Annotated in this window: 15 protein-coding genes; 13 read left to right on the plus strand and 2 right to left on the minus strand. The window is 73.4% G+C overall.

All coding sequences use genetic code 11. The features are described 5' to 3' along the window. Positions 1-19 precede the first annotated feature (19 nt). A complete protein-coding gene (locus IE217_RS13075) occupies positions 20-1,294 on the minus strand; it encodes a beta-ketoacyl-[acyl-carrier-protein] synthase family protein (protein WP_190177998.1) in 1,275 nt (424 codons plus the stop codon). Next, the gene (locus tag IE217_RS13080; RefSeq protein ID WP_190177999.1) at positions 1,291-1,536 is read right to left on the minus strand and encodes an acyl carrier protein; all 246 of its coding nucleotides are present in this window, start codon (positions 1,534-1,536) and stop codon (positions 1,291-1,293) included. Before IE217_RS13080 ends, IE217_RS13075 begins: the two co-directional genes overlap by 4 nt. A 369-nt stretch (positions 1,537-1,905) precedes the next feature. On the opposite strand from IE217_RS13080, the gene IE217_RS13085 reads away from it, so the two are divergent. From IE217_RS13085 to IE217_RS13145, 13 genes are all read left to right on the plus strand, one after another. After that, the gene (locus IE217_RS13085) at positions 1,906-2,916 is read left to right on the plus strand and encodes a beta-ketoacyl-ACP synthase III (RefSeq protein ID WP_190178000.1); all 1,011 of its coding nucleotides are present in this window, start codon (positions 1,906-1,908) and stop codon (positions 2,914-2,916) included. A gap of 31 nt (positions 2,917-2,947) precedes the next feature. Beyond that, positions 2,948-3,211, plus strand: coding sequence for an acyl carrier protein (locus IE217_RS13090; protein ID WP_190178001.1), 264 nt, complete (start codon positions 2,948-2,950; stop codon positions 3,209-3,211). After that, on the plus strand, positions 3,208-5,154 hold the full coding sequence (locus IE217_RS13095) for an aminotransferase class I/II-fold pyridoxal phosphate-dependent enzyme (RefSeq protein WP_190178002.1): 1,947 nt from the start codon (positions 3,208-3,210) through the stop codon (positions 5,152-5,154). Before IE217_RS13090 ends, IE217_RS13095 begins: the two co-directional genes overlap by 4 nt. A 142-nt stretch (positions 5,155-5,296) precedes the next feature. Further along, positions 5,297-6,895: a D-alanine--poly(phosphoribitol) ligase gene (locus tag IE217_RS13100; protein WP_190178003.1), complete on the plus strand. Its 1,599-nt coding sequence runs from the start codon at positions 5,297-5,299 to the stop codon at positions 6,893-6,895. A gap of 50 nt (positions 6,896-6,945) precedes the next feature. Next, entirely contained in the window at positions 6,946-14,451 is a 7,506-nt protein-coding gene (locus tag IE217_RS13105; RefSeq protein ID WP_229865252.1) for a type I polyketide synthase, read from the plus strand. 3 nt (positions 14,452-14,454) lie between these two features. Then, positions 14,455-15,513: an SDR family NAD(P)-dependent oxidoreductase gene (locus tag IE217_RS13110; RefSeq protein ID WP_190178004.1), complete on the plus strand. Its 1,059-nt coding sequence runs from the start codon at positions 14,455-14,457 to the stop codon at positions 15,511-15,513. Further along, positions 15,500-16,390 carry a thioesterase II family protein gene (locus tag IE217_RS13115; protein WP_190178005.1) on the plus strand — a complete coding sequence of 297 codons (891 nt, stop codon included), beginning with the start codon at positions 15,500-15,502 and terminating at the stop codon, positions 16,388-16,390. The genes IE217_RS13110 and IE217_RS13115 overlap by 14 nt, the downstream gene beginning before the upstream one ends. Continuing rightward, complete coding sequence (locus IE217_RS13120) at positions 16,378-17,469, plus strand: SAM-dependent methyltransferase (RefSeq protein ID WP_190178006.1); 1,092 nt, start codon at positions 16,378-16,380, stop codon at positions 17,467-17,469. Before IE217_RS13115 ends, IE217_RS13120 begins: the two co-directional genes overlap by 13 nt. 20 nt (positions 17,470-17,489) lie before the next feature. Next, a complete protein-coding gene (gene redH, locus IE217_RS13125; protein WP_190178007.1) occupies positions 17,490-20,342 on the plus strand; it encodes an undecylprodigiosin ligase RedH in 2,853 nt (950 codons plus the stop codon). A gap of 152 nt (positions 20,343-20,494) precedes the next feature. Further along, entirely contained in the window at positions 20,495-21,718 is a 1,224-nt protein-coding gene (locus IE217_RS13130) for a Rieske 2Fe-2S domain-containing protein (protein WP_190178008.1), read from the plus strand. Between the two features lie 66 nt (positions 21,719-21,784). Then, complete coding sequence (locus IE217_RS13135; protein ID WP_190178203.1) at positions 21,785-22,465, plus strand: DUF1295 domain-containing protein; 681 nt, start codon at positions 21,785-21,787, stop codon at positions 22,463-22,465. A 160-nt stretch (positions 22,466-22,625) separates the two neighbouring features. Further along, entirely contained in the window at positions 22,626-23,513 is an 888-nt protein-coding gene (locus IE217_RS13140; protein WP_190178009.1) for a lysophospholipid acyltransferase family protein, read from the plus strand. Between the two features lie 78 nt (positions 23,514-23,591). Further along, positions 23,592-25,649, plus strand: a complete 2,058-nt coding sequence (locus IE217_RS13145) for an APC family permease (protein ID WP_190178010.1) — start codon at positions 23,592-23,594, stop codon at positions 25,647-25,649. Positions 25,650-25,692: the final 43 nt, after the last annotated feature.

Here is a 25,692-nt window from a genome sequence, read left to right on the forward strand (position 1 = left end):
GTGTGTGCCGAGGGTGGGCTCAGGCGGCGGTGAAGACAAGGACCGCGTTCTGCCCGCCGAAGCCGAAGGAGTTGCTCATCGCCACCTCCACCTTCTGCTCACGCGGAGTACCTGCGACGACGTCCAGGTCGACCGCCGGGTCCGGCCGCCGCAGGTTCGCGGTCGGCGGCACCGTCGAACGCTCCACGGACAGCACGGTCAGCGCGGCCTCGATGGCGCCGGCCGCGCCGAGGGTGTGGCCCAGGACGCCCTTGGCGGAGGTGACGGTCGCCCGGTCGCCCAGCAGACCGCGCAGCACCGAGGCCTCCACCGCGTCGTTGAGCCGGGTCGAGGTGCCGTGCGCGTTCACGTGGTCCACCTCGTCGCCGCCGACGCCGGCCTGCGCGAGGGCGGCGCGCATCGCGCGCAGCGCCCCGGCGCCCTTCGGGTCGGGCGCCGTCAGGTGGTACGCGTCCGCCGACGCGCCGTAGCCCGCCAGGCGCGCCCGGACCCGCGCGCCGCGTGCCGCCGCGTCCCGCGCGCGCTCCAGTACGAGCATGCCGCTGCCCTCGCCGATGACGAAACCGTCCCGGTCGGCGTCGAACGGGCGGGACGCCGCGGCCGGTTCGTCGACGCGCCGGGACAGCGCGCCCATCCGGGTGAAGCCGGTCACCATCAGCGGGCTCACCCCGGCCTCGCTGCCACCCGCGACCACCACGTCGCAACTGCCGTCGCGCAACAGCCCGGCCGCGGTGCCGATCGCGGTGCCGCCCGAGGCGCAGGCGGTCGCGGTGACCAGGTTGGGACCGGTGGCGCCCAGGTCCATCGCCAGGTGCCCGGCGGCCATGTTGGGCACCAGCATCGGCACCAGCAGCGCGGACACCTGGTCCGCGCCCAGCTCCAGCAGCCGGGAGTGCTGCGCCTCCCACGTCGACACCCCGCCCAGACCACAGCCCACGACCACGCCCACCCGGGCGCCGTCCCAGGTCTTCGGGTCGAGACCGGAGTCGGCGACGGCCTCCCGCGCGGCGACGACGGCCAGCTGCACGAAGCGGTCCTGCGTGAGCGGGCTCCGCCGCCCCACGTGCCGCACCGGGTCCAGGCCGGGGACCCCGCAGGCGATGTCCACGGGCAGCCCGGCGAGCCGGTCGTCCCGGGCGCCCGCCGAGTCGCCCCGGCACACGCCCTCCCAGGAGGCGTCGACGCCGATGCCGGCCGCGGTCACCAGACCGACACCGGTCACGGCGAGGGCGGTGGCGGGACCGGAGGAGGAGCCGGTGCCGTCGGTGGCGGGGTCGAGAGCCCGGTGGGTCATGACGCCGTGGCCGCGATCTCGCCGTCGACGAGTTCGACCGCGTGCGCGACGGTGTCCGTCGGGACCGCCGCGTCCTCGCTGATCCGCACCCCGAACTCGGACTGGATGGCAAGGAGCAGCTCCACGAGGAACAGCGAGTCCATCTCGAGCTCTTCGAAGGTGACGTCGGGCCGGATCGCCGCGCGGTCCACCGCGAAGTGGTCGGCCATCAGGTCGACCAGCCTGTCGTAGGTGGTGCTCATGAGGGGGGTCCGCCTTTCCAGTAGGTGGATCGGTCGCCGACCGCCGCGGGGCGGCCCTCAGCGGGCCGGCCGGGTGCGCGGCGCGGCGCGCTGCGGCAAGTCTGCGGGCGGCCCCTGACGGCGGGCTGACGGCTGGCTGACTGGACCGTGCGGCTCCCGGCGGGGCACCTCGGGGATCACGGGGCCGGCCGCCGGGCGACCTCCCGCGCCCTTGCCGGGCGGGCCGCGGAGCCGGTCAGCCAGCCGTCAGCCCGCCGTCAGCGGGGGCGGCAAGACTCGGGTCGGCACATCGTCCGCCGTCCCGTACCCGAGGAGCACCCACGTGGATTCCTGCCTCCTGAGCCGCACGCCGAGCCGGCGGGGCCCGTCGTGACGCGGGCGTCCGTGGTGGCCGGGGTCGGCAGCCGGCTCCCCTCCCGGTGCGTCACCAACGACGACCTGGCGCGCACCCTGGACACCTCCGACGAGTGGATCCGCGCGCGCACCGGCATCGCTCGCCGGTACGTGGCCGACGCCGGCACGGACACCTCCGACCTCGCGGCCGGGGCCGCCGAACGGGCCCTTGCATCGGCCCGCCTGTCCCCGGCCGGCGTCGACACGGTGATCGTGGCCACCACGACGCCGGACCGGCCCTGCCCGGCGACCGCTCCGACCGTCGCCGCGAAACTCGGCCTCGGCCCCGTCGCGGCCTTCGACGTCTCCGCGGTCTGCTCCGGTTTCCTCTACGCGCTCGCCACCGCCTCGGGTCTCATCGCCTCGGGCGCCGCCGAACACGTCGTGGTCATCGGCGCCGAGACGTTCTCCCGGATCCTCGATCCGGCGGACCGCTCCACGTCGGTGATCTTCGGCGACGGCGCCGGCGCCGTCGTCCTGCGGGCCGGCACCCCGGACGAGCCCGGCGCCCTCGGCCCGCTGCTGCTGGGCAGCGACGGCACGGGCGTGGACCTGATCACCGTACCGGCCGGAGGCCCGGGGCGCCCGGACGCCGCGGGGGCGGACACCGGCTCCGCCGGCCGGTACTTCACCATGCAGGGCAAGAAGGTGTTCTGGCTCGCCGTGCAGCGCATGGGCGAGTGCGCCGCGACCGTGCTCGGCCGGGCCGGATGGCGGGTGGAGGACGTCGACTGGCTCGTCAGCCACCAGGCCAACCACCGCATCACCGCCCGGCTCGCCGACGAGATCGGCATTCCGCCGGAACGCAGCGTCAGCAACATCGCCGAGGTCGGCAACACCGCGGCCGCCTCCATCCCGCTGGCGCTCGACCACGCCCACGCCCGGCGGCTGTTCCGGCCGGGAGACCGGCTGCTGCTCACCGCGTTCGGCGGCGGCCTCACCTGGGGCGCCGCCGCCCTGACCTGGCCCGCCATCGATCCGGTCTGAGGGCGAGACGACCGATGACCCAAGGACGACCATGACTCCTCGGAAACTGATCACCGACTACATCGCCGACGTCTGGATGGACGGCGACGCCGAAGGGCTGGAGCCCGAGACCCCGATCGCCGAACTCAACATCATCGACTCCGCCGGCATCTTCGACCTCGTCCACTACCTGCAGGGCGAGTTCCGCGTCACGGTGCCGTTGCAGGAGGTCACGCCCAGGAACTTCCGGTCCGTCGACGCGATCTGCGCGCTGGTCGAGCGCCTGCGGCAGGACGAGGGAGGCAGCGCCGCATGACGTACCTCGTGAACGGCGACCCGGACCTCGCGCGGATCGGCGAGCGGGTGGTCGACATCATCGCCTCGCGGACCCTCTACGACACCTCCTACCTGCGCCCCGACAGCGACTTCGAGGCCGACCTCGGCATCGACTCGGTCATCATGGAGTCCGTGCTGGCCTCCGTGCGGGAGCACTTCGGCCTGGCCGCCACCGGCCTGCGGTCGGGGCCGGCGACCATCGGCGAACTGGTCGCGGCGGTGGGCGCGGCCGTGGCCGGGGCCTCCGGCGCCGGTGCCGACAGCGCGTCCGCGTCCGTCGCGGGAAGTGCGTCCGCCGCGGGAGGCGCGTCCGCTCCCGCCGCGGAGTCCGCACCGGATCCGGTCCTGGACGCCGTGGTCACCGCCGCGATGCGTCAGACCCAGTACCAGCGGCACCAACTCCCCTCGGACGCCGATCTGGAGAGCGAGCTGGGCATCGACTCCGTGGTCGTGACCTCCGTCGTCGCCGAGGCCGCCGAGCGGCTCGGCCTGCCGGGCGGCACCACGCCGGACGAGATACGGGCCACCACCCTGCGCGGCCTGGCCGACGCCCTGCGCCGCACGACGCCCTCGTCCGGGCCGTCGGGGGACCACCGCCCGGCCGGTCCCGGCGCCGAGGCCGGCACGCCGCCCGCCGCCGCGTCCCGGGCGGCGGACGGCTGGGACGACCGGTCCATGAAGGACTTCACCGAGCAGCGTGACCCGGACCTGTTCGCCAAGACCCGCAGCTTCGCCGCCTACCTGCGCTCCCGTGAGCGCGAGCGGCTCTACTGGTACGGCATGCCGCTGCACTCGCGGTGCGCGAACCGGGCCGTCATCTTCGACGAACTGGAGGGCCGCAAGCGCGAGTTCCTCATGTTCGCCTCCAACAACTACCTCGGTCTGGCCAACCACCCCGCGGTTGTCGAGGCGATCTGCGACGCCACCCGCACCTACGGCGCCACCCACACCGGCTCCCGCTTCATCGGCGGCACGAACATGCTGCACAAGGAACTGGAGCGCAGGCTGGCGGCGTTCAAGCGGCGTCCCGCCGCGATCGTCTATCCCGGGGGTTACTCGGCGAACCTCGGCGCGATCTCCGCCCTGGTCAAGAGCTACGACACGCTCGTCGTCGACCGGCTCAACCACATGAGCATCGTCGACGGCGCCCGGCTCTCCGGCGCCACCCGCAAGATCTACCGGCACAACGACATGGCCGATCTGGAACGCGTCCTCAGCCGCAGCGTGAAGGAGGCCACCGGGGGCCGGCTGATCGTCGCGGACGGCGTGTTCAGCATGCACGGCGACGTGTGCGACCTGCCCGAGATCGTCCGCCTGGCCAAGGCCTACGACGCCCGGGTGCTGATCGACGACGCGCACGCCACCGGCGTCCTGGGAGCCCGCGGCTCCGGCACCGCCGAGCACTTCGGACTCAAGGGCGAGGTCGACCTGGAGCTCGGCACGATGAGCAAGACCCTGGCCGGCATGGGCGGTTTCGTCGTCGGCGAGGAGGAGGTCGTCGAGTACCTGCGCTACTACTCCAACTCCTACGTCTTCGCCGCGAACATCCCCGCCGGTGTCGCCGCCGGGCTGATCGCCTCACTGGACGTCATCGAGGCGGAGCCGGAACGCGTCAAGCGGCTGTGGACCAACATCGGCACCCTGCGCGACCGGTTGCTGGAGGCGGGCTTCGACCTGGAGAACTCCCAGAGCGCGATCCTGCCCATCGTCATCGGCGACGAACGCCGGGCCATGGAGATGGGCCGGGCGGTGCGCGCCCGCGGGCTGTTCTGCCAGACCGTCGTCTACCCCGGCGTCCCGCTGGGCGACGCCCGGCTGCGGGTCAGCGTCACGTGCGAGCACACGCCCGAGGACCTGGACCTGGCCGCCGAGATCTTCGTCGACGCCGCCCGCGAGACCGGCGTCCTGCCCCCGGCCGGGTGACGCCGGCGCAACGGCCGGACCGGCCGGACCGCCGGCGAGGGGCCCGGCCTCCCGGCACGGGCCCGTGCCGGGCCGATGCCTCCGTACACCTGAGCCTCCGCACGCCGGAACCACCGCACGCCAAGGAGAAGGGCCCAAGACCATGAGCGCCGACACTCCCTCCGTCATACGCCTGCCCCGCGACCCTTCCCCGGCCCGCACCGCTAGCCCCGCCTTCGTCGGGCAGGGCCCGCTCACCTACGAGGAGTTCACCGCCCGGGTGGACTCCCTGACCGCCCGTCTGCTCGACCTCGGGGTCCGCGGCGGTGACCGGATCGCCATCTGGATGGACAAGCAGCCCCGCTACGCCGAGGCCGTCGTCGCCGCGCTGGAGTCCGGCTGCGCGTACGTCCCGCTGGACGGCGGCCAGCCGGTGAGCCGGGTACGGACGATCCTGGCGGACGCCGAGCCGGTGGTGCTGTTCACCGACGCGCACCACCTGGCGGCCCTGGCCGGGCAGGGACTGCCGCGCTCGGTCACCGCGGTCGTCGCCGTCGGGGACGGCCTGCCCGACCGGCTGGCGGGGGTGCCCGTCGGCCGCTGGGAGGCATGGGAGCGGGCCGCGGCAGGCCGGGTCGTCCTGCTCCCCTCCCTCACCCCCGACGACCTCGCCGCCATCCTCTACACCTCCGGCTCCACCGGCACCCCCAAGGGCGTACGGATCTCGCACGGCAACCTGGCCAACTTCGTGAGCTGGGCCCGTACGGAACTCGACGTCGGCCCCGGCGACGTGTTCGCCAACCACGCCTCGTTCAACTTCGACCTGAGCACCTTCGACCTGTTCACCGCGCTGCTCTCGGGCGCAGCGGTGTGGATCGTCGAGGACGCGCGGACGCGGGACGTGACCGCGCTCGCCGAGGGCATCCGGGCGCACGGCGTCACCGTCTGGTACTCGGTCCCCTCCATCCTGCACCTGCTGACCGCCTCCGGCGCCCTCACCCCCGAGCACGCGCGGAGCCTGCGCTACGTGCTCTTCGCCGGCGAGGTCTTCCCCGTACCGCAGCTGCGCGCCCTGCACGCGCTGCTCCCGCCGGGCACCCCGCTCTACAACCTCTACGGCCCCACCGAGACCAACGTCTGCACCTACCACCGGGTGCGCCCCGAGGACCTGCTCCGCACCACGCCGGTGCCGATCGGACTGCCGATCACCGGCGCGAAGTTGAGCGTCGTCGACGACAGCGGACGCGTCGTCGACCGGCCGGGGGCGATCGGCGAACTGCACGTCGAGGGCGCCTGCGTGACCCCCGGCTACTGGCGCCGCTCCGGGGAACCGGCGTCGGCCGCCCATTGCAGGGGCGTCCACCCCACCGGCGACCTGGTCAGCTACGAGGACGACGGCCGGCTCGTCTACCGGGGCCGCAAGGACCGCATGGTGAAGCTGTCCGGCTACCGCGTCGAACTCGGTGAGATCGAGGCCGCGGCCCTGCGCCACCCCGACATCACCGAGGCGGCCGTCCTGCTCGAGGGCTCGGGACCACAGGCCCGGCTGCGGCTCTACTACACCCTGCGCGAAGGCGCCGAGGCGCTCGGTCTGGTGCGGCTCAAGCAGCACTGCGCCGCCCATCTGCCGTCGTACATGGTGCCGCAGGCCGCCGTCCGCCTGGACCGGATGCCGCGCAACGGCAACGGCAAGACCGACTACCGCCGGCTCGGCCTCGACGCGCCCCGGCACCCCGCGGCTCCGGTCGGCACGGCCCGGTGAACGCCGGACGAGCGAGGTCCGCGAAACCGGGCGGGCAGGCGAGGGGAGCGATGAAGAAGAAGCCGAGCGGTCAGGGTTTGGACCGGGACGTGGAACAGGGCTCGGGCCCGGACGCGCGTCGGGACGTGAGCGGGGAGGCGGGTCAGGGCGGGCGTGAGGACGCGCGCCGGGACGTGAGCGAGAACGTGGGCCAGGGCGGGCGTGAGGACGCGCGTCGGGACGTGAGCGAGAACGTGGGTCAGGGCGGGCGTGAGGACGCGCGTCGGGACGTGAGCGAGAACGTGGGTCAGGGCGGGCGTGAGGACGCGCGCCGGGACGTGAGCGGGGACGCGGGTCAGGGCGGGCGTGAGGACGCCGGCCACGGAGCCGTACGGGACCACTGGCGGGGGCCGGAGCCCGAGACCGTCGTCGCGCTGCTGCGGTACCGGGCCGAACACACGCCGGACGCTCTCGCCCACCGCTTCATCTCCGGCCCCGACGGCGAGTCAGCCGCCTGGACCTACCGTGAACTCGACCGGCGTGCCCGCTCGGTGGCCGTGCACCTGCGGCGTGAGGGGGCCGGGGACCGGCCGGTCCTGCTGCTGCACCCGCCCGGTCTCGACTACCTCGCCGCGTTCTTCGGCTGCCTCTACGCGGGTGCCGTCGCGGTGCCCGCGTATCCGCCGGACAGCGCCCGGTTCGGCCAGACGGTGGCCCGGCTCGCCGCGATCGCCCGCGACTCGGGCGCCGCCCACGCCCTCACCACCCGCGAGATCCGCGACGCCATGGCCGCCCGCGGCGCCGGCCCCGCCGAGACCGGGCTGGACGGCGTGGGCCGCCTGGTGACGGAGGACCTGTACGACGAGGCGGAGGCGTGGGAGGACCCGGGCGCGACGGCGGACTCCCTGGCCTTCCTCCAGTACACCTCCGGCTCCACCGCCACCCCCAAGGGCGTGATGGTCGAGCACGGCAACCTCGTACGCAACCTGCGCTCCATCCACCTCCGCCTCGGCCACGACGCGGACTCCGGCATGGTGTCCTGGCTGCCGCCGTACCACGACATGGGCCTCATCGGCGGCATCCTCACACCGGTGTACGGCGGCTTCCCCGCCCACCTCATGGCGCCCATGACCTTCGTGCAGCGCCCCCTGCTGTGGCTCGAGACGCTGTCCGCCACCGGCGCGTCCACCAGCGTCGCGCCCAACTTCGGCTTCGAGCAGTGCCTGCGCCGGGTCACGCCCGAGCAGCGTGACGGCCTGGACCTCAGCCGCTGGCGGCTCGCGCTCAACGGGGCCGAGCCGGTGCGGCCCGACACCCTGGACCGCTTCGCTGCCTACTTCGCCCCCGCCGGATTCGACCGCACCGCGCTGCTGCCCTGCTACGGACTCGCCGAGGCCACGCTGATGGTCACCGGCGCCGAACCGGACCGGCCCCCCGTGGTCGAAGCCTTCGACGCGGCCGCCCTGGGGACCGGCACCGCCCGGCCCGCGGAGCCCGGAGCCGTGCGCATCACCCGGGTCGTCGGCTGCGGCCCCGCCGTGCCCGGCGTCGAGGTGGCCGTGGTCGACGCGGCCACGCGCCGCCGGCTGCCGGACGGCACCGTGGGCGAGATCTGGGTCGCGGGACCCAACGTGGCCCGCGGCTACTGGGGGCGCCCCGAGGCCACCGAGGCCGTCTTCGGCGCGCGTGTCGACGGGGACCCGGAACCGGGGACCGCCTGGCTGCGTACCGGCGACCTCGGATTCCGGTACGACGGCCAGCTCTTCGTCGCGGGCCGGACCAAGGACATGGTCATCGTGCGGGGCCGCAACATCCATCCGCAGGACATCGAACAGACCGCCGAGCGCGTCTGCCCCGAGCTGCGGGCGGGCCACGGCGCCGCCTTCGGCATCCCCACCGCCGACGGCGAACAGCTCGCCCTCGCCTACGAGTTCGGCGGTTCCGGCACGGGCCGCGGTCCCGCCGCCGACCCGCACGCCGTGCTGGCCCGGCTGCGCACCGCGCTCGCCGAGGAGCACCAGGTGACCCCGCACACCATCGCGCTGCTCCGCCGCTCGTCGGTGCCCCGCACCACGAGCGGCAAGATCCAGCGCCGGGCCTGCCGGCAGGCACTGCTCGACCTGGAACTGCCGGTGGTGGCGGCGAGTGTCGTACACGAGGAGGCGGATCCCCGGCAGGCTCCGGAGCCGGCCGGCGGCGGCCCGCTGGGCCCGGACGCGGCCGTGGCCGCGCCGGGCGGGACGGACGGACGGCGCGACCACGTGGCCGGGACCGTCGCACGGGCCCTCGCCGCGGCCGGTCTGGCGCCCTCGGCCGCCCCGGCTCCCTCGGCCGCCCCGGCCGACGGCACGCCCCGCTACCTGCGGCTGCTGGAGGCGGTGCGGCTGCTGGAGCGTGAACTCGGTGTGCGGCCGGCCGTCGGCGACGTCCTGCCGCACTGCGGGGAGGAGACACTCCAGGCCACCCTCACCGGCCTCTGTCTGGCCGCGACGACGACCACGACCGGGCCCCTCGCGGCCGACGCCACGACCGGATCCCCTACCGGAGCCGCGACCGACACCGCCACCGGATCCACGACCGCACCCCGCGCGGCCGGATCCGCCGCCGACGCGGCGACCGACGCCGCGGCCGACACGGCACCGGCGGGGGCGGGACGGCACGCGCCCGCCGTCCCCCGCGCCGGTCGTCCCGGCCGGGACGACATCGTGGCCTGGCTGACCCGCGCCGTCGCCGGGCGTCTCGGCCTGCCCACGTCGGTGATCGACACCTCGGCGCCGTTCGCCTCCCTCGGCCTGGACTCCAAGCAGGCCGTGTCCGTCGCGGCCGGCCTGGGGGAGTGGCTGGGCACCCCGGTGACGCCCGCCATGGTCTTCGACCACCCGACCATCGACGCGCTGGCCACCCGTCTCGCGGCCCGCTCCGCGGACCCCGAACCGGCGGCAGCGGCCGGCGCCCGACGACCGGCGGCGGCCGGCGCCCGCCGGCCCGTGGACGAGCCCATCGCCGTCGTCGGCATCGGCTGCCGCTTCCCGGGCGCGCCCGACGCCGACAGCTACTGGCGGCTGCTGCTCGACGGCCGTGACGCGGTGGGGGAGCCGCCCGCCGACCGCGAGGCCCGTCGCACGGGCCTCGGCCAGGGCGGCTTCCTGGACCACGTGCACGACTTCGACGCCCGCTTCTTCGGCATCTCCGCCCGCGAGGCGGAACGCATGGACCCGCAGCAGCGGCTGCTGCTGGAAGTCGCCTGGGAGACCTTCGAGGACGCGGGCGTCGCGCCCGCCGCGGTGGCCGGCACGGACACCGGGGTCTTCGTGGGCATCAGCGGCCACGACTACGCCGACCAGCAGATGCCGTACCCCGAGATCGTCGACATGTACTCGGCGACCGGCAACGCCCAGTCGATCGCCGCCAACCGGCTGTCGTACGTCTTCGACCTCACCGGTCCCAGTCTGGCCCTGGACACCGCGTGCTCGTCCTCCCTGGTGGCCGTGCACGAGGCGTGCCGGAGCCTGCGGGACGGCGAGTGCTCCGTGGCGCTCGCGGGCGGCGTCAACCTGATCCTCGCCCCCGGACCCTCGGTGGCCTTCACGCGGGGCGGGATGCTCGGCCCCAAGGGCCGCTGCCGCACCTTCGACGACGCCGCCGACGGATACGTACGGGGCGAGGGGGCGGGCCTGGTCTGCCTCAAACCGCTGTCCGCGGCGCGGGCCGACGGCGACCGCGTACACGCCGTCATCACCGGCTCGGCGGTCGGCCACGGCGGGCGGGCGAACGGCCTGACCGCACCGAGGAGCACCGCCCAGCGCGCCGTCATGGCCAGGGCGCTCGCCCGGGCCGGCCTGACGGGGCGGCAGATCGACTACGTGGAGGCGCACGGCACGGGCACCGCGCTCGGCGACCCCGTCGAGTGGGAGGCCCTCGCCGGGCTGTACGGCCGGGACCGGCCCGAGGACGCGCCCTGCCTGGTCGGCTCGGTGAAGACCAACATCGGCCACCTGGAGGCCGCCGCCGGCATCGCCGGGCTGATTAAGGCGGTCCTGGTGGTACGGCACCGGCAGGTCCCGCCGCTGCTGCACTTGACGACCCCCAACCGGCACCTGGACTGGACCGGTTCGGGTCTGGCGGTGCCCACGGAGGCGCGGGCGCTGCCCGCCGGCGGCCCGGCCCGTGCCGGGGTGAGTTCCTTCGGCTTCGGCGGGACGAACGCCCACGTCGTCGTCGAGGCCGCGCCCGAGCCGCCGCCCGCCGCGCCGCGCGCGGTCCCGGCGCGGCCGGTGCACGCGCTCTGCCTGTCCGCGCACACCCCGACCGCGCTCGCCACGCTGGCCGGGCGCTACCGTACACACCTCGCCGCGCACCCGGACGTCCCGCCGGCCGCCCTGTGCCACACGGCCGGCACCGGCCGCTCCCACCTCGCCCACCGCGCGGTGCTCACCGGCCGGACCGTCGCCGAACTCGACGCCGCACTGGCCGCGTTGGCCGTCGGCGAGCCCGCGGTGCAGGTGTCCCGCGGCGAGGTGCGGGGCGGCGGCCACGAGCCGGTCACCGCCTTCCTGTTCAGCGGCCAGGGCACCCAGTACGCCGGTATGGGCCGCGCGCTGTACGAGAGCAGTCCGGCCTTCGCCGGGGTGCTCGACCGGGCGGACGCGGTCCTGCGCGACCTCGGTGAAGTACCGTTGCACGACCTGCTGTCGGGACCGGAGGACGACGCGTCGGCCGGGGACCGGCTGCGGCGCACCCGGCACTGCCAGCCCGCCCTGGTGGCCCTGGAGGTCGCCCTGGCCGAACTGTGGACGAGCTGCGGGGTGCGGCCCGCCGCCGTACTCGGCCACAGCGTCGGCTCCGTGGCGGCCGCCTGTGTCGCCGGGGTGCTGACGCTCGAGGACGCGGTGACGCTGGCCGCCGCACGCGGCCGCGCGATGGACGAACAGCCGGGCGCGGGCGCGATGATCGCCTGCTCCGGCGATCCGGACGCGGTCACCGCCGCCGCGTCCCGGTTCGCCTCGGTCGCCGTGGCAGCCGTCAACGCGCCGCGTCATCTGGTGCTGTCGGGCGCCGCCGCCGAGGTGGAGGAGGTGCGTACGGCACTGACCCGGCAGGGCGTCACGGTGCGGCCGCTCGCCGTCTCGCACGCCTTCCACTCGCCGTTGATGGCCGAGGCCGCCGAGCGGCTGCGGGAGGCCGCGCGCGGCATCGAGTTCCGCGCCCCGCGCATCCCCTGGATCTCCGACGCCACGGGCGAGCCCGTGACGGGACCGGTGGACGCGGACTACTGGGTCGCGCACATGCTGGGGCCGGTGCGGTTCGCGGACGGGTTCGCGTGGCTGCGCGACCGGCTGGGCTGCGACGCGTTCGTCGAGGCCGGCCCGCACCCGACCCTGCTCAACCTCGGCCGCACGATGACGGCGGAGACCGCCCCGGACGGCCGTCCCCCGGCCACCCGCTTCCCGGCCACCGGCTTGCCGGCCGGCCGCGCCCCGCTGTGGCTGCCGTCGCTGCGGCGCGGCGCGGACGAGTGGACGACGTTCCTCCAGTCGCTCGGCCGTCATCACTGCGCGGGCGGCCGGGTGGACTGGGCGGCGCTGGAAGCCGGCCACCGCCCCGCCCGAGTCCCGCTGCCCCACACGGTCTTCGAACGACGCACCTACCGCTTCGAACCGCCGTCGACCACAGGAGCCGGCCTGCCCATGCCCACACAGCCCCTAGCCTCCGACCCCGCGCCCGTCCCGGCACCCGGCCTCGCGCCGGTCCCGGGACCCGGCCTCGCGTCCGTCCCGGCACCCGCCGGCCTCACCGCCGGATCCGCCTACGGCCCCGCCGCCGGATCGGCCTTCGGCTCCGGCTCCGGCTCCGGCGGTGCCACCGCCGCCGCCCCCGGCGAGATCGCCCGGGCCGTGCTCGACAGCGTCGCCCGCGTCTGCGGCTTCCCCGTGGAGGACCTGCCCCCGCACGCCCGGCTGGGCCTGGACCTGGGCTTCGACTCCCTGATGCGGACCGACCTCCACCGCCGTCTCACCGCCCGCTTCCCTCAACGGACCCCGAGGTTCCAGGACTTGCCGGAGGACCCCACGGTGCAGGAACTCATCGACCGGCTGACCGAAGGGGACGGCACCCCCGCGCCCCCGGCAGCCGCCCACCCGGCCGCCGCGCCGCAGCCGCAGTCCCTCCCGGCGTACCCGTTCCCGGCGCCGCCCGTCCCGGCCCACCCCGCGCTGCCGTACGCCTTCCCGCCCCAGTACCTCCCGCTCCACGCCGTGCCCGCCTACGGCTACTTCGTCCCGCAGCCGCCGCCGCAGGCGTACGCGCCGCACCCCCACGCGGCCCCGGCGACCGTCCCCACCCCGGTGACGCAGGCGACTCCGGAGCCGGTCCCGCCCGCCCCGGCTGCCCCCGTCCGTCAGGAGCACGCCTTCGAGGAGTGGCCGGAGTACGCCGAACTGCAGGGCCGGCTGCGGCAGACCCGGAGCAGCGGCGCGAACCCGTACGGCCGCACCCACGAGGGCTTCAACGCCGCCCTCGCCTCGGTCGACGGCACCAAGGTGATCAACTTCGCGGCCTTCAACTACCTCGGCCTCTCCCACCACCCCCGGGTGCGCGAGGCAGCCAAGGACGCCGTCGACCGCTACGGCACCTCCGCCTCCGCGACCCCGCTGCTGTTCGGCGAGACGCCGCTGCACCACGAACTCGACGCCGAGATCGCGCGGTTCCTCGGCACCGAGGCCGCCATCGTGTTCGCGGGCGGCCACGCCACCAACGTGGCCACCGTCGGGCACCTGTTCGGCCCCGAGGACCTGATCGTGCACGACGCGTGGATCCACGACAGCACCGTGCGCGGCTGCATCCTCTCCGGCGCCCGCCGCCGCTCCTTCCCGCACAACGACTGGCAGGCCCTGGACCGCATCCTCGCCGCCGCCCGCACCTCGCACCGCCGCGCGCTCGTCGTCATCGAGGGCGCCTACAGCCAGGACGGCGACATCCCCGACCTGCCTCGCTTCGTCGAGGTCAAGAACCGGCACCGGGCCATGCTGATGATCGACGAGGCGCACTCCATCGGCGTCCTCGGCCGGACCGGCCGCGGCATCGGCGAGCACTACGGCACCGACCCCGCCGACGTCGACCTGTGGATGGGCACCCTCAGCAAGGCCATCGGCAGCCTCGGCGGCTACATCGCGGCCGCCCGCCCGCTCATCGAGTACCTGAAGTTCACCGCGCCGCTGCACATCTTCTCCACCGGCATCTCACCCGCGAACGCCGCCGCCGCGCTGGAGGCGCTGCGCGTCATCCAGGACGAACCCGGGCGGGTGGCGCGGCTACAGGAGCTCGCCGAGCTGTTCCGCACCGGGGCCAGGGCCCGCGGCCTGGACATCGGCGTCTCCCGCTGCTCGGCGGTCATCCCGGTGATCACCGGCGACTGGGAGAAGACGATGGCGCTCTCCAACGCGCTGCTGGAAGGCGGCGTCAACGTCATGCCGATCGGCTACCCGGCCGTCCCGCGCGACCAGTGCCGGCTCCGCTTCTTCATCAACGCGGAGCACAGCGAAGCAGACCTCGAACACTCCCTCGACCTCCTGGTGTGAGCCATGTCCACGCAGAGCAGCCACAGCGACAACAACGCATCCCCGGCGCCGTCCGCCCCCGACGTGCTGGTCACCGGCGCCAGCGGTTTCATCGGCGGCCACCTGGTGCGCCGCCTCGCCGAACACGGGCACCGCGTCCGGGTCCTGGTGCGCTCCGGCAGCGACCACACGGCCTTCGCGGGCTCGGCCGCCGAGACCGTCACCGGTGACCTCACCGACCGCGACAGCCTGCGCCGCGCCGCCGAGGGCGTGCGCCACGTCTACAACTGCGCGGGCTTCTCCGCCGACTGGGGACCCTGGGACCGCTTCCGCGAGGTCAACGTCGACGGCGCCCGCAACGTCGTGGAGGCCGCGCACGAGGCCGGCACCGTGGAGCGCGTGCTGCACGTCAGCACCACCGACGTCTACGGCTACCCGGTGAGCCCCTGCGACGAGACCACCTCCCCGCGCGACATCGGCCTGCCGTACAACCGCAGCAAGGTGCTCGGCGAGCGTGCCGTGCGGGAGGCCGCCGAACGCACCGGCCAGCCGGTCACCGTCATCCGCCCGGTCTCCGTCTACGGGCCCGGCAGCAAGGACTTCGTCATCGAGATCGCCCAACTCCTGCTGGCCAAGCAGATGGTGTACGTCCGCCAGGGCCGCGTGCCCGCCGGCCTGCTGTACGTGACGAACGCCGTGGACGGCATGATCGCCGCCGCCACCGCCGAGCGGACCGCCGGCCGGGCGTACAACCTGCGCGACGCGGAGGACACCACCTGGCGTACGTACGTCGAGGCGCTCGCCGAGGGCCTCGGCGTCAAACCGCCCCGGCTCAGCCTGCCCACCCCCGTCGCCACCGCCATCGCCACCCTCTCCGAAGGAATCTGGGGCGCGCTGCGCATCAAGGCCCGGCCGGTCCTGACCCGGCACGCCGTCCACCTCTTCGACCGCGACCAGTCGTACGCGATCCGGCGGGCACAGGAGGACTTCGGGTTCAAGAGCGAGGTGGACTTCCGGGAGGGCATGCGCCGCACCCTCGCCTGGCTGGACTCACCCGAGGGGCGCAAGCATGTCGCCCGCTGAGCTGCTGGCCCCCCGTTCCGCCTGGTTCCCCCGCCCGGTCGCCCCGCCGGGCGGGGGGACCGGGCCCGACCCGGTGACCGCCCCACTGCGGCTGATCTGCTTCCCGTACGCGGGCGGCACGGTCTCTACGTACCGCGACTGGCAGCACCACCTGGGCGAGCGGACCGCCGTGGTCCCGGTGCAGCCGCCGGGCCGGGGACTGCGCCTGCGGGAGACCCCGTACGACGACATGGAGCCGCTCGCCGAAGCGGTCGCCGACGCACTGACGACCAGTCAACTAATGGTCGAGCCCTACATGTTGTTCGGGCACAGCATGGGCGCACTGCTCGCCTACGAGGTGGCCTGCGTGCTCCGCCGGCGCGGGGCACCCGCACCGCGGCACCTGTTCGTCTCCGCGAGCCGGGCACCGCATCTGTACGGCGACCGGTCCGACCACACGCTGTCCGACACGGAACTGCGCGAGGTGATCCGCGGCCTCGGCGGCCTCGGCGACGGCGACCGCCTCGGCACCGCCTACCTGGACCGGCGGCTGCCGGTGCTCCGCGCCGACCTGCGGGCCTGCGAGCGGTACCGGTGGGAGCCCCGGCCCCCGCTGGACTGCCCGATGACGGCGTTCTCCGCCACCGGGGACCCGATCGCCGCCCCGCAAGCGGTGGAGGCCTGGCGGCCGTACACCTCGGGCTCGTTCCTGCGCCGCCACCTGCCGGGCGGCCACTTCTTCCTCAACAACCCGCCCCGCGCCCGGCTGCTGGCCCACCTGCGCGCCGAACTGGACGACGCCACAGCCGTGCCGCCCCCGCACCGCGAACCGCACCCGGCGCCCACGCCCGCCCCGTCACCGAGGAAAGCATCGAGGCAAGCACCATGGACATACTGAGCCTGGCCAAGAGCGTCGCCGGCCGCGTCGAGGCGCCGCTGACCGACCTGCGCACCGTGACCAAGGTGCTGAGCAACCCCCGGATGCCCGTGCTCCTGGCCCTGTCCAAGGGCTTCGTCGAGCCGGTGTACCGGGCCGCCTTCCTCGCCTCGGCGGCCGGCTCGGGCGTGCTCGCCGCGCTCGCCGTACGCCCCTGCGACCTCGACTCGCTCGCCGAGCGGCTCGGCGTCCCCGCGGAGGACCGCCCGCTGCTGAAGCAGTGGCTGGACATGGGCGTCAAGCTGGGCGACCTCGGCCGCCGCGAGGGCTGCTACCGGCTGCGCAGCCTGCCCGCCAAGGCCCTCGCCCAGGGCGGCAACGACGCGCTCGCGGCCGCGCTGGAGGAGGTGCTGCGCTTCCACGTGCCCGCACTGCTCAACGGGCCGCGCATGCTGCGCGAGGGCCGCCGCTTCTCCCTCGACGACCAGGACGGCCTCGTCATAGCCCGCTCCACCCGGGTCGTCCAGCCCCTGGTCGAGGAGGCCATCTCCCGCACCCTGGACCGGACTTCACCGGTACGCCTGCTCGAGGTCGGCTGCGGCAGCGGCGCCTACGTCCGCTACGCCGCCGGCCTCAACCCCCGCCTGTCGGCCCTGGCGATCGACCTCCAGCAGGACGTGGCCGACCGGGCCGCGGCCAACATGGCCGAGTGGGGGCTCACCGACCGCGTCGAGACCCGGCAGGCCGATCTGCGCACCCTGGACGTCCAGCCGCAGTTCGACCTCCTCACCCTGCACAACAACATCTACTACTTCCCGCGCGACGAGCGCGTGGCCGCCCTGCGGCGCGCCCACGACCTGCTCTCGCCCGGCGGGAAACTGCTGCTCACCACGTCCTGCCAGGGCGGCAACATCGGCCTGGAGGCGTTGAACCTGTGGTTCGGCTACGCCGACTTCGGCGGACCGCTGCCGCACGCCGACGAGCTCACGGACCAGCTGGAAGAGGCCGGGTTCCGTGACGTCGAGGCCATCCGCCTGATCCCGGGCGAGCAGTTCCACGCCTTCACGGGCACAGCCAAGCGCGCCGTCGCGTACGCCTGACCGCCGAGGAGACACCGACCATGGACACGCACGTCGGCGACGCCAAGCCGCCCGTCACGCCGCCCGCCGAGCCGCCCGCCACACGCGCCGCGACCGCACCGCCGGCCCACGCCGCCTGCGTGGTCACCCTGGGCGGCGACCCGGGGCCGGCCGGTCCCTTCGCCGGTGAACTGGGCGGCAAGGCGACCCGCCTGGCCGAACTGCTCGACGCGGGGCTGCCGGTGCCGCCGGGCTTCTGCCTGACCACCGCCCTGTTCGAGGCCTACCTCCGGGAGACCGGCATCGCCGCCGAACTCCTCGCGGAGCCGTCCGCCGAGCCGTCCGCGGGGGCCGGCGCCCCCGATCCCCGCACGGTGCGCGAGCGCATCCTCGCCACCCGCATGCCCGCCCCGATCGCCGACGTGGTGCTGGACGCCTACGGCAGACTGGGGCGCCCCCGGGTCGCGGTGCGCTCCTCCGCGCTGCGGGAGGACTCCGCCGCCCAGTCCTTCGCCGGCCAGCACGACACCGTCCTCGACGTGTCGGGCGACGAGGAGGTGCTGAAGGCGGTCCTGACCTGCTGGGCCTCCCTGTTCTCCGACCGCGCCACCGCCTACCGCGACACCGACGCGCCCGGCTCCATCGCCGTGGTCGTCCAGGAGATGGTGCACACCGAGGTGAGCGGTGTGGCGTTCACCGTCGACCCGGTCAGCGCCCGCCCCCACCGGGTCGTCGTCGAGGCCTGCCAGGGCCTGGGCGAGGGACTGGTGTCCGGCAGGGTCTCCAGCGACTTCTTCGTGGTCGACGACCGCAGCCTGGACGTCGTCGAGGAACGCGTGCGCTACAAGGTCACCAAGTGCGCCCCGCTGGCGCCCGGCCGGATCGGCATGACCAAGGTCGACGCGGCCGCCCGCAACGTCCCCTGCCTGACCCACGGCCAGCTGCGCGAACTGGCCGCGCTGGCGGTGCGCGTGCGGGAGCTGTACGGCACCGAGCAGGACATCGAATGGGGCCTGAAGGACGGGGAGTTCCACCTCTTCCAGGCCCGCCCCGTCACCACCCGCCCCGCCGCCCCCGCCGGCCCGTCCGGCGGCGGCAACAGCCCGTACGTCACCCCCCAGCCCGACGCCGTACGGCAGGGCACGCTGTGGTCCCGCATGGACATCGGCGAGATCTTCGTCGGCTTGATGACCCCGCTCGGCCTGAGTTTCGCCCGCTACTACCAGCGCCACGTCCACACCGACTGCGCCGGCGCGCTGGGCGTGCGCGATACCGGCGAGGCGGACCTGCACATGGGCTACTACCAGGGGCACGTCTACCTCAACATCTCCTACAGCTCCCACCTCCTCGCCCAGTGCCTGCCCACCCGCGACCAGCGCCACTTCACGGCCCGGTTCGTCAGCGAGGAGGTCGACCTCGCCGAGTACACCAACCCGTTCGGCACCTTCCCCGGCGGGCTGCCCGACCTGCTCTCCACCGTGCACTGGCTGCGCCACACGGCGCGCGAGATGACGCTGATGAAATCCCGCTCGCGGCAGATGGCCGATGCCCGGCTCTACGAGTTCGACCGCGCCCGCCGGCTGGACCTCACCCGGATGAGCCGGCGGGAGCTGCACGGCGAACTCGAGCGGGACCTGGGCTGGTTCCACGACATGCACGTCGGCTACATGCCGTACTACATCAACGCCTTCGGCTTCTACGGCCTGCTCACCGAGCTGTGCGCCCGCTGGCTCGGCAGCGAGGGCGACAACCTCCAGAACCGCGTCAAGACCGACATGTCCAGCCTGCGCACCGTGGAGTCCGCCAAGGAGGTGTGGGCCGTCGCCCAGGCCGCGAGGAACAGCCCGGCCGTGCTGCGGATCATCACGGAGGAGCCGCTGGAGTCCATCACCGGGCTGCTCCACGAGGACCCCGACGGGCGGGTCTTCTGGGAACGGCACATGGAGCCCTTCCTGCGCGCCAACGGCACCCGGGGCCACCAGGAGATGGAGATCACCCACCCCCGCTGGATCGACGACCCCAGCTACATCTTCCAGATGATCCGCCGCTACGTCGCCGACGGGTTCTCCATCGAGGACATCCTCAAGCGCAGCAGCGGCTGGGCCGACGACTCCCGCGAGGCGCTGAACAGGCTGCCGCTGCCCAAGCGGCAGGTCCTGGAGACCGTCATCTCCCTGTACGCCCTGTGCAGCGAACTGCGCGAGGCCACCCGCATGTCCATGATCACCTCGATCTGGCTGGTGCGGAACGTGGTCTACGAGGTCGGCCGCAGGCTGGTCGGCCAGGGCGTGCTGCACTCCCTGGACGAGGTCGCCCACCTCGACTTCGAGGACGTACGCCGCTACCTCGCGGGCGAGGAGGAGGCCACCCGCGTCTTCGACCGCGCCCGCATCGACTCCGCCCGCCGGCTGTACGAGCACAACAAGCGGCTGCCGGAACCGCCGCTGACCTTCATCGGCGAGCACGACATCACGGCCGCCGCGCGCCCGGTGACCGGCGGTACCCGCCTTGAGGGCCTGGCGGCCGGGCCCGGACGCGTCGTCGGCCGCGCCCGCATCGTCGAGGACCTGGTGTGGCAGGCCGACGAGTTCGAGGCCGGGGAGATCCTGGTGGCGAGCTACACCGACGCCTCGTGGACCCCGCTGTTCGCCATCGCCGGCGGCGTCGTCACCGACATCGGCTCGATGCTCTCTCACAGCTCCATCGTGGCCCGCGAGTTCAACGTGCCCTCCGTGGTCAACACCAAGCACGCCACGCAGCGCATCAACACCGGCGACCTGATCGTCGTCGACGGCGACGCGGGCACCGTCGAGGTGCTGGAACCGGCCGGGACCGGCGAAGCCACCGAAGCCTCAGAGGTGTCCGAAGCCACCGAAGCCTCAGAGGTCTCCTAAGCCTCCGGGGTCTCCGGAAGCTGACGCGTCACCACCCCGCAACACCCCCCGACACACCCCGAGTACGCCCAGCACGACGCACCCCCCCAAGTACGCAGGACCGGCCGCCGTGCGCGGCGGCCGGCCGACCCACCCGGACGGGAGACGACCCGATGATCCCCAACCAGTGGTACCCCATCGCAGAGGCGAAGGAGGTCCGAGCCGACAGGCCCCTGGGGCTTCGCCGCCTGGGCGAGGAGATCGTCCTGTGGCGCGACATCGACGGCAACCTGGTCTGCCAGGGCGCCCGTTGCCCGCACAAGGGCGCCAACCTCGGCGACGGCCGGATGAAGGGCAACACCCTCGAGTGCCCGTACCACGGCTTCCGCTACGGAGCCGACGGCGTCTGCAAGGCCGTCCCCGCGCTGGGCTCCGACGCCCGCATCCCCAGTTCCCTGCGCATCCCGACGTACCCGGTCCGCGAGAAGTTCGGACTGGCGTGGATGTGGTGGGGCGACGAGCGGCCCGCGGCGGAACTCCCGGACGTCCAGGCGCCGCCCGAGGTGACCGGCAACCACAAGCTGTACGCCACCAAACGCTGGACCCGGCCCGTGCACTACACGCGGTACATCGAGAGCCTGCTCGAGTTCTACCACGTCACCTACGTGCACCGGGACCACTGGTTCAACTACATCGACTACCTGCTCCTGTACGGCACCCCGAGCAAGCTCGGTCTCGACGGCCGTGAGCGCTACCTGGCCGCCACCCGCATCACCAACCACCGGGTGGAGACGGAGGACCAGACGATCCGCTACTCCTTCGACCACTGCCAGGAGGACGACCCCACCAACAGCACCCACTACGTCATCACGTTCACCTTCCCGTGCATGGTGCACGTGCAGACCGAGCAGTTCGAGACCACCTCCTGGCTGGTGCCCGTGGACGACGGGCACACCGAGCACATCCTGCGCTGGTACGAGTACGAGCAGGTCAAACCGGTGCTGCGGCTGGAGTTCCTGCGCCGGCTGCTGCCGTGGGCCTCGCTCTACATGGAGAAGTGGGTCCAGGACCCGCAGGACGTCCGGATCATGGAGCACCAGGAGCCGAAGATCAGCGCCGGCGGCATCAACAAGTTCATCCCCGTGGACGAGATGAACGCCAAGTACCTGTCGATGCGGGCGAAACTCCTCCAGGATGCCGCTGGGACTCCCGCGGCCGCGCGGCCCACCGCGCCCGCGGCCGGGCAGAGCCCCCGGCCCGCCGCCGACGAGGAGGCGGCCGGCGGAACGGAAGGCGGCACCCCGGCCGGTGCGCACACCGGCCGGCGGGCCGACGAGCGAGCGGCCGAGGAGGTGGGGGAGCGGTCCGGCAAGCGGCGGGCGCCGGTGGCCCGCTGACCGCGGGCGACGCCCGCACACGACGACCCGTACACGGGGGATGGACACAGAAAGCGAGAGTGAGTGATGTACGGCGGTTACGACCCGTCGACCGGCCCGAAGACCGTGGTGACGGCCTTCAACACGATCGCCGTCGCGCTCGCGGTGTGGTTCCTCTTCGGCGGAACGCACACCGTGGGCGACTGGTTCGGAGCGGACCTGCACGAGGCCGCGACCACACGGCGCGTGCTGCTGGCGGCCCTGTCGGTCGTGTACCTGCTGCGGTTCATCGCGACCAACTTCGTGATGCTGCAGCGGAAGATGGAGTGGTCGGAGTCCGTCACCATCGGGATCTGGGTCCTGGTGATCCACGGCACCATGGCGTACACCGGCGGCACCAACACCGCCGGCGTGGGCGTGCTGCCCTGGGTGGGAGTCGCCCTCTACGTTCTCGGCTCCTACCTCAACACGGGCTCCGAGTACCAGCGCAAACTGTGGAAGCGGCACCCCGAGAACAAGGGCAAGCTCTACACCGAGGGCCTGTTCAAGTACTCCATGCACATCAACTACTTCGGCGACGCGGTGCTGTTCTCCGGGTTCGCCCTGGTGACCGGCACGATCTGGGCGTTCGCCATCCCCCTGGTCATGGTGTGCATGTTCGTCTTCGTCAACATCCCCATGCTCGACAAGTACCTCGCCGAGCACTACGGCGACGCGTTCCAGGAGTACGCGTCGAAGACGGCGAAGTTCGTGCCGTACGTCTACTGAGGCGTACCGGCACCGTCTCCTGACGCGTACCGGCACGGCCGTCGGCGGGCGCGCCGCGGCCCGCCGACCCGGGCGCGGTGCGGCGGCCCCACCCCCCAGGGGCACGCCGCACCGCGTACCGGCCCGCCCCGCCGACCCCACGATCCGAGAAGAGGCACCAGTGACCGGAGACGTTCCCTTCGGAGGGCCCGAGGCGTCCCTGACCGCCGAGCTGCTGCGCGAGGTCCTCGCCGGCGCCGCCGAGACGCTGGCCAGGCTCACCTCCGACGAGGGTGCCGCCGACGACTTCGGGTTCGACCCGGAGCTGACCGACGACCTGATCCTGCCCGCGCTCCGGCTGCTGTACGAGAAGTACTTCCGGGTCGAGGTGGAGGGCCTGGAGCACGTCCCGGCCGACGGGGGCGCGCTGCTGGTCGCCAACCACTCCGGCACCCTGCCGCTGGACGCCCTGATGCTCCAGGTCGCGCTGCGCGACCACCACAGCGCGCACCGCCGGCTGCGGCTGCTCGCCGCCGACCTCGCCTTCGGCCTGCCCGTGGTCCGCGACCTCGCCCGCAAGGCGGGGCACGTACGGGCCTGCCCGGAGAACGCGCTCAGACTGCTCGGCTCCGGCGAACTGGTCGGGGTCATGCCGGAGGGCTACAAGGGCCTCGGCAAGCCGTTCGAGGAACGCTACCGGTTGCAGCGGTTCGGCCGGGGCGGCTTCGCCGCGGTGGCGCTGCGCTCCGGGGCGCCCCTGGTGCCCTGCTCGATCGTCGGGGCCGAGGAGATCTATCCCATGATCGGCGAGTCCCGGACGCTGGCCAGGATGCTGAGGCTGCCGTACTTCCCGATCACCCCGACCTTCCCGTTGCTCGGCGTCCTGGGGCTGATCCCGCTGCCGACGAAGTGGACCATCCGCTTCGGCACCCCGATCACGGTGGACGCCTTCCCCGCGGACGCGGCCGAGGACCCGCTGGTGGTGGAGAAGCTGGCGGGGGAGGTGCGGGACACCATCCAGCACACCCTGAACGAGATGCTCGAGCAGCGGGAATCCCCCTTCTCCTGACCGCCGAGGACGCCCACGCGCCCCCTAAGGGGGTGGCAGGTGGGCGATACCGTGTTCGAAGGCTTACGATCCTCTGTTGTGTCCAAACTGACCGACGTGCCCAAGCGCATCCTGATCGGGCGCGCACTGCGCAGCGACCGGCTCGGCGAAACGCTCCTGCCCAAGCGCATCGCGCTCCCCGTCTTCGCCTCCGACCCGCTGTCCTCCGTGGCGTACGCACCCGGAGAGGTGCTGCTGGTCCTGTCCATCGCGGGCGTGTCGGCGTACCACTTCAGCCCGTGGATCGCCCTCGCGGTGGTCGTGCTCATGTTCACGGTGGTCGCCTCCTACCGGCAGAACGTGCACGCCTACCCCAGCGGCGGCGGCGACTACGAGGTGGCGACCACCAACCTCGGCGCCAAGGCCGGCCTGACGGTGGCCAGCGCCCTGCTCGTCGACTACGTCATGACCGTGGCCGTCTCCATCGCCTCCGGCATCGAGAACCTCGGCTCGGCCGTGCCCTTCGTCGTCCAGCACAAGGTGCTGTGCGCGGTCGTCGTGATCGTGCTGCTGACCGTGATGAACCTGCGCGGTGTGAGGGAGTCGGGCACGCTCTTCGCGATCCCGACCTACGTCTTCGTCGGCGGCGTGTTCATCATGATCGCCTGGGGCGCGTTCCGCGGTCTGGTGCTCGGCGACACCATGCGGGCGCCCACCGCCGACTTCCACATCAAGGCCGAGCACCAGGGCCTCGCGGGCTTCGCGCTGATCTTCCTGCTGCTGCGCGCCTTCTCCTCCGGCTGTGCCGCGCTCACCGGCGTCGAGGCGATCTCCAACGGCGTCCCGGCCTTCCGCAAGCCCAAGTCGAAGAACGCGGCGACCACGCTGGCGATGATGGGCCTGCTGGCCGTGACGATGTTCTGCGGCATCATCGCCCTCGCCATGTCGACCAACGTGCGCATGGCCGAGAACCCGGCCACCGACCTGATCCACAACGGCAGCCCGCTCGGCTCCGGCTACGTCCAGAACCCGGTGATCTCCCAGGTCGCCGAGGCCGTCTTCGGCAAGGGCAGCTTCCTGTTCGTGATCCTCGCGGCGGCCACCGCCCTGGTGCTGTTCCTGGCCGCGAACACCGCGTACAACGGCTTCCCGCTGCTCGGCTCGATCCTCGCCCAGGACCGCTACCTGCCCCGCCAGCTGCACACCCGCGGCGACCGCCTCGCCTTCTCCAACGGCATCGTGCTGCTCGCCGGCGCGGCGACCCTGCTGACCGTCCTGTACGGCGCCGACTCCACGCGGCTGATCCAGCTCTACATCGTCGGCGTGTTCGTCTCCTTCACGCTCAGCCAGACCGGCATGGTCCGCCACTGGAACCGCCACCTGGCCATCGAGAAGGACCAGGCCAAGCGCCGGCACATGATCCGCTCCCGCGCCATCAACGCCTTCGGCGCCTTCCTCACCGGCCTGGTGCTGGTCGTCGTCCTGGTCACCAAGTTCACCCACGGCGCGTGGGTGGCCCTGCTCGGCATGTGCATCTTCTACGCGACGATGACCGCGATCCGTAAGCACTACGACCGCGTCGCCGAGGAGATCGCCGCCCCCGAGGGCCCGAGCGACGACAGCGTCCGCCCCTCCCGGGTGCACTCCGTCGTCCTCATCTCCAAGATCCACCGCCCCACCCTGCGCGCCCTCGCCTACGCCAAGCTGATGCGCTCCGACAGCCTGGAGGCGCTCACCGTCAACGTCGACCCGGCGGAGACCAAGGCGCTGCGCGAGGAGTGGGAGCGGCGCGGCATCGACGTACCGCTGAAGGTCCTCGACTCGCCCTACCGCGAGGTCACCCGCCCGGTCATCGAGTACGTCAAGGGCCTGCGCAAGGAGTCCCCGCGCGACGCGGTCTCGGTGATCATCCCCGAGTACGTCGTGGGCCACTGGTACGAGCACCTGCTGCACAACCAGAGCGCGCTGCGCCTGAAGGGCCGCCTGCTGTTCACGCCGGGTGTGATGGTCACCTCGGTGCCCTACCAGCTCGCCTCCTCCGAGGCCGCCAAGCTGCGCGCCCGCAGGCGCCAGGACTGGAACGCGCCGGGTGCGGTGCGGCGCGGTCCCGCGCAGGGCGTCGGCCAGCGGGAGAAGGAGCCGAGCGCGCGGGACTGAGGAACCGGGGCCCGCGGCGAGCCCGTAGACTGGTGGGCTGTTG

It is taken from the genome of Streptomyces naganishii JCM 4654 (assembly GCF_014650575.1).
GTDB classification, from domain to species: domain Bacteria; phylum Actinomycetota; class Actinomycetes; order Streptomycetales; family Streptomycetaceae; genus Streptomyces; species Streptomyces naganishii.

What these genes read in the sequence shown, in the direction of transcription:
- IE217_RS13075 (WP_190177998.1), bottom strand. Translation starts at nt 1,294, where the DNA reads ATGACCCACCGGGCTCTCGACCCCGCCACCGACGGCACCGGCTCCTCC.
- IE217_RS13080 (WP_190177999.1), bottom strand. Translation starts at nt 1,536, where the DNA reads ATGAGCACCACCTACGACAGGCTGGTCGACCTGATGGCCGACCACTTC.
- IE217_RS13090 (WP_190178001.1), top strand. Translation starts at nt 2,948, where the DNA reads ATGACTCCTCGGAAACTGATCACCGACTACATCGCCGACGTCTGGATG.
- IE217_RS13095 (WP_190178002.1), top strand. Translation starts at nt 3,208, where the DNA reads ATGACGTACCTCGTGAACGGCGACCCGGACCTCGCGCGGATCGGCGAG.
- IE217_RS13100 (WP_190178003.1), top strand. Translation starts at nt 5,297, where the DNA reads ATGAGCGCCGACACTCCCTCCGTCATACGCCTGCCCCGCGACCCTTCC.
- IE217_RS13105 (WP_229865252.1), top strand. Translation starts at nt 6,946, where the DNA reads ATGAAGAAGAAGCCGAGCGGTCAGGGTTTGGACCGGGACGTGGAACAG.
- IE217_RS13110 (WP_190178004.1), top strand. Translation starts at nt 14,455, where the DNA reads ATGTCCACGCAGAGCAGCCACAGCGACAACAACGCATCCCCGGCGCCG.
- IE217_RS13115 (WP_190178005.1), top strand. Translation starts at nt 15,500, where the DNA reads ATGTCGCCCGCTGAGCTGCTGGCCCCCCGTTCCGCCTGGTTCCCCCGC.
- IE217_RS13120 (WP_190178006.1), top strand. Translation starts at nt 16,378, where the DNA reads ATGGACATACTGAGCCTGGCCAAGAGCGTCGCCGGCCGCGTCGAGGCG.
- redH (WP_190178007.1), top strand. Translation starts at nt 17,490, where the DNA reads ATGGACACGCACGTCGGCGACGCCAAGCCGCCCGTCACGCCGCCCGCC.
- IE217_RS13130 (WP_190178008.1), top strand. Translation starts at nt 20,495, where the DNA reads ATGATCCCCAACCAGTGGTACCCCATCGCAGAGGCGAAGGAGGTCCGA.
- IE217_RS13135 (WP_190178203.1), top strand. Translation starts at nt 21,785, where the DNA reads ATGTACGGCGGTTACGACCCGTCGACCGGCCCGAAGACCGTGGTGACG.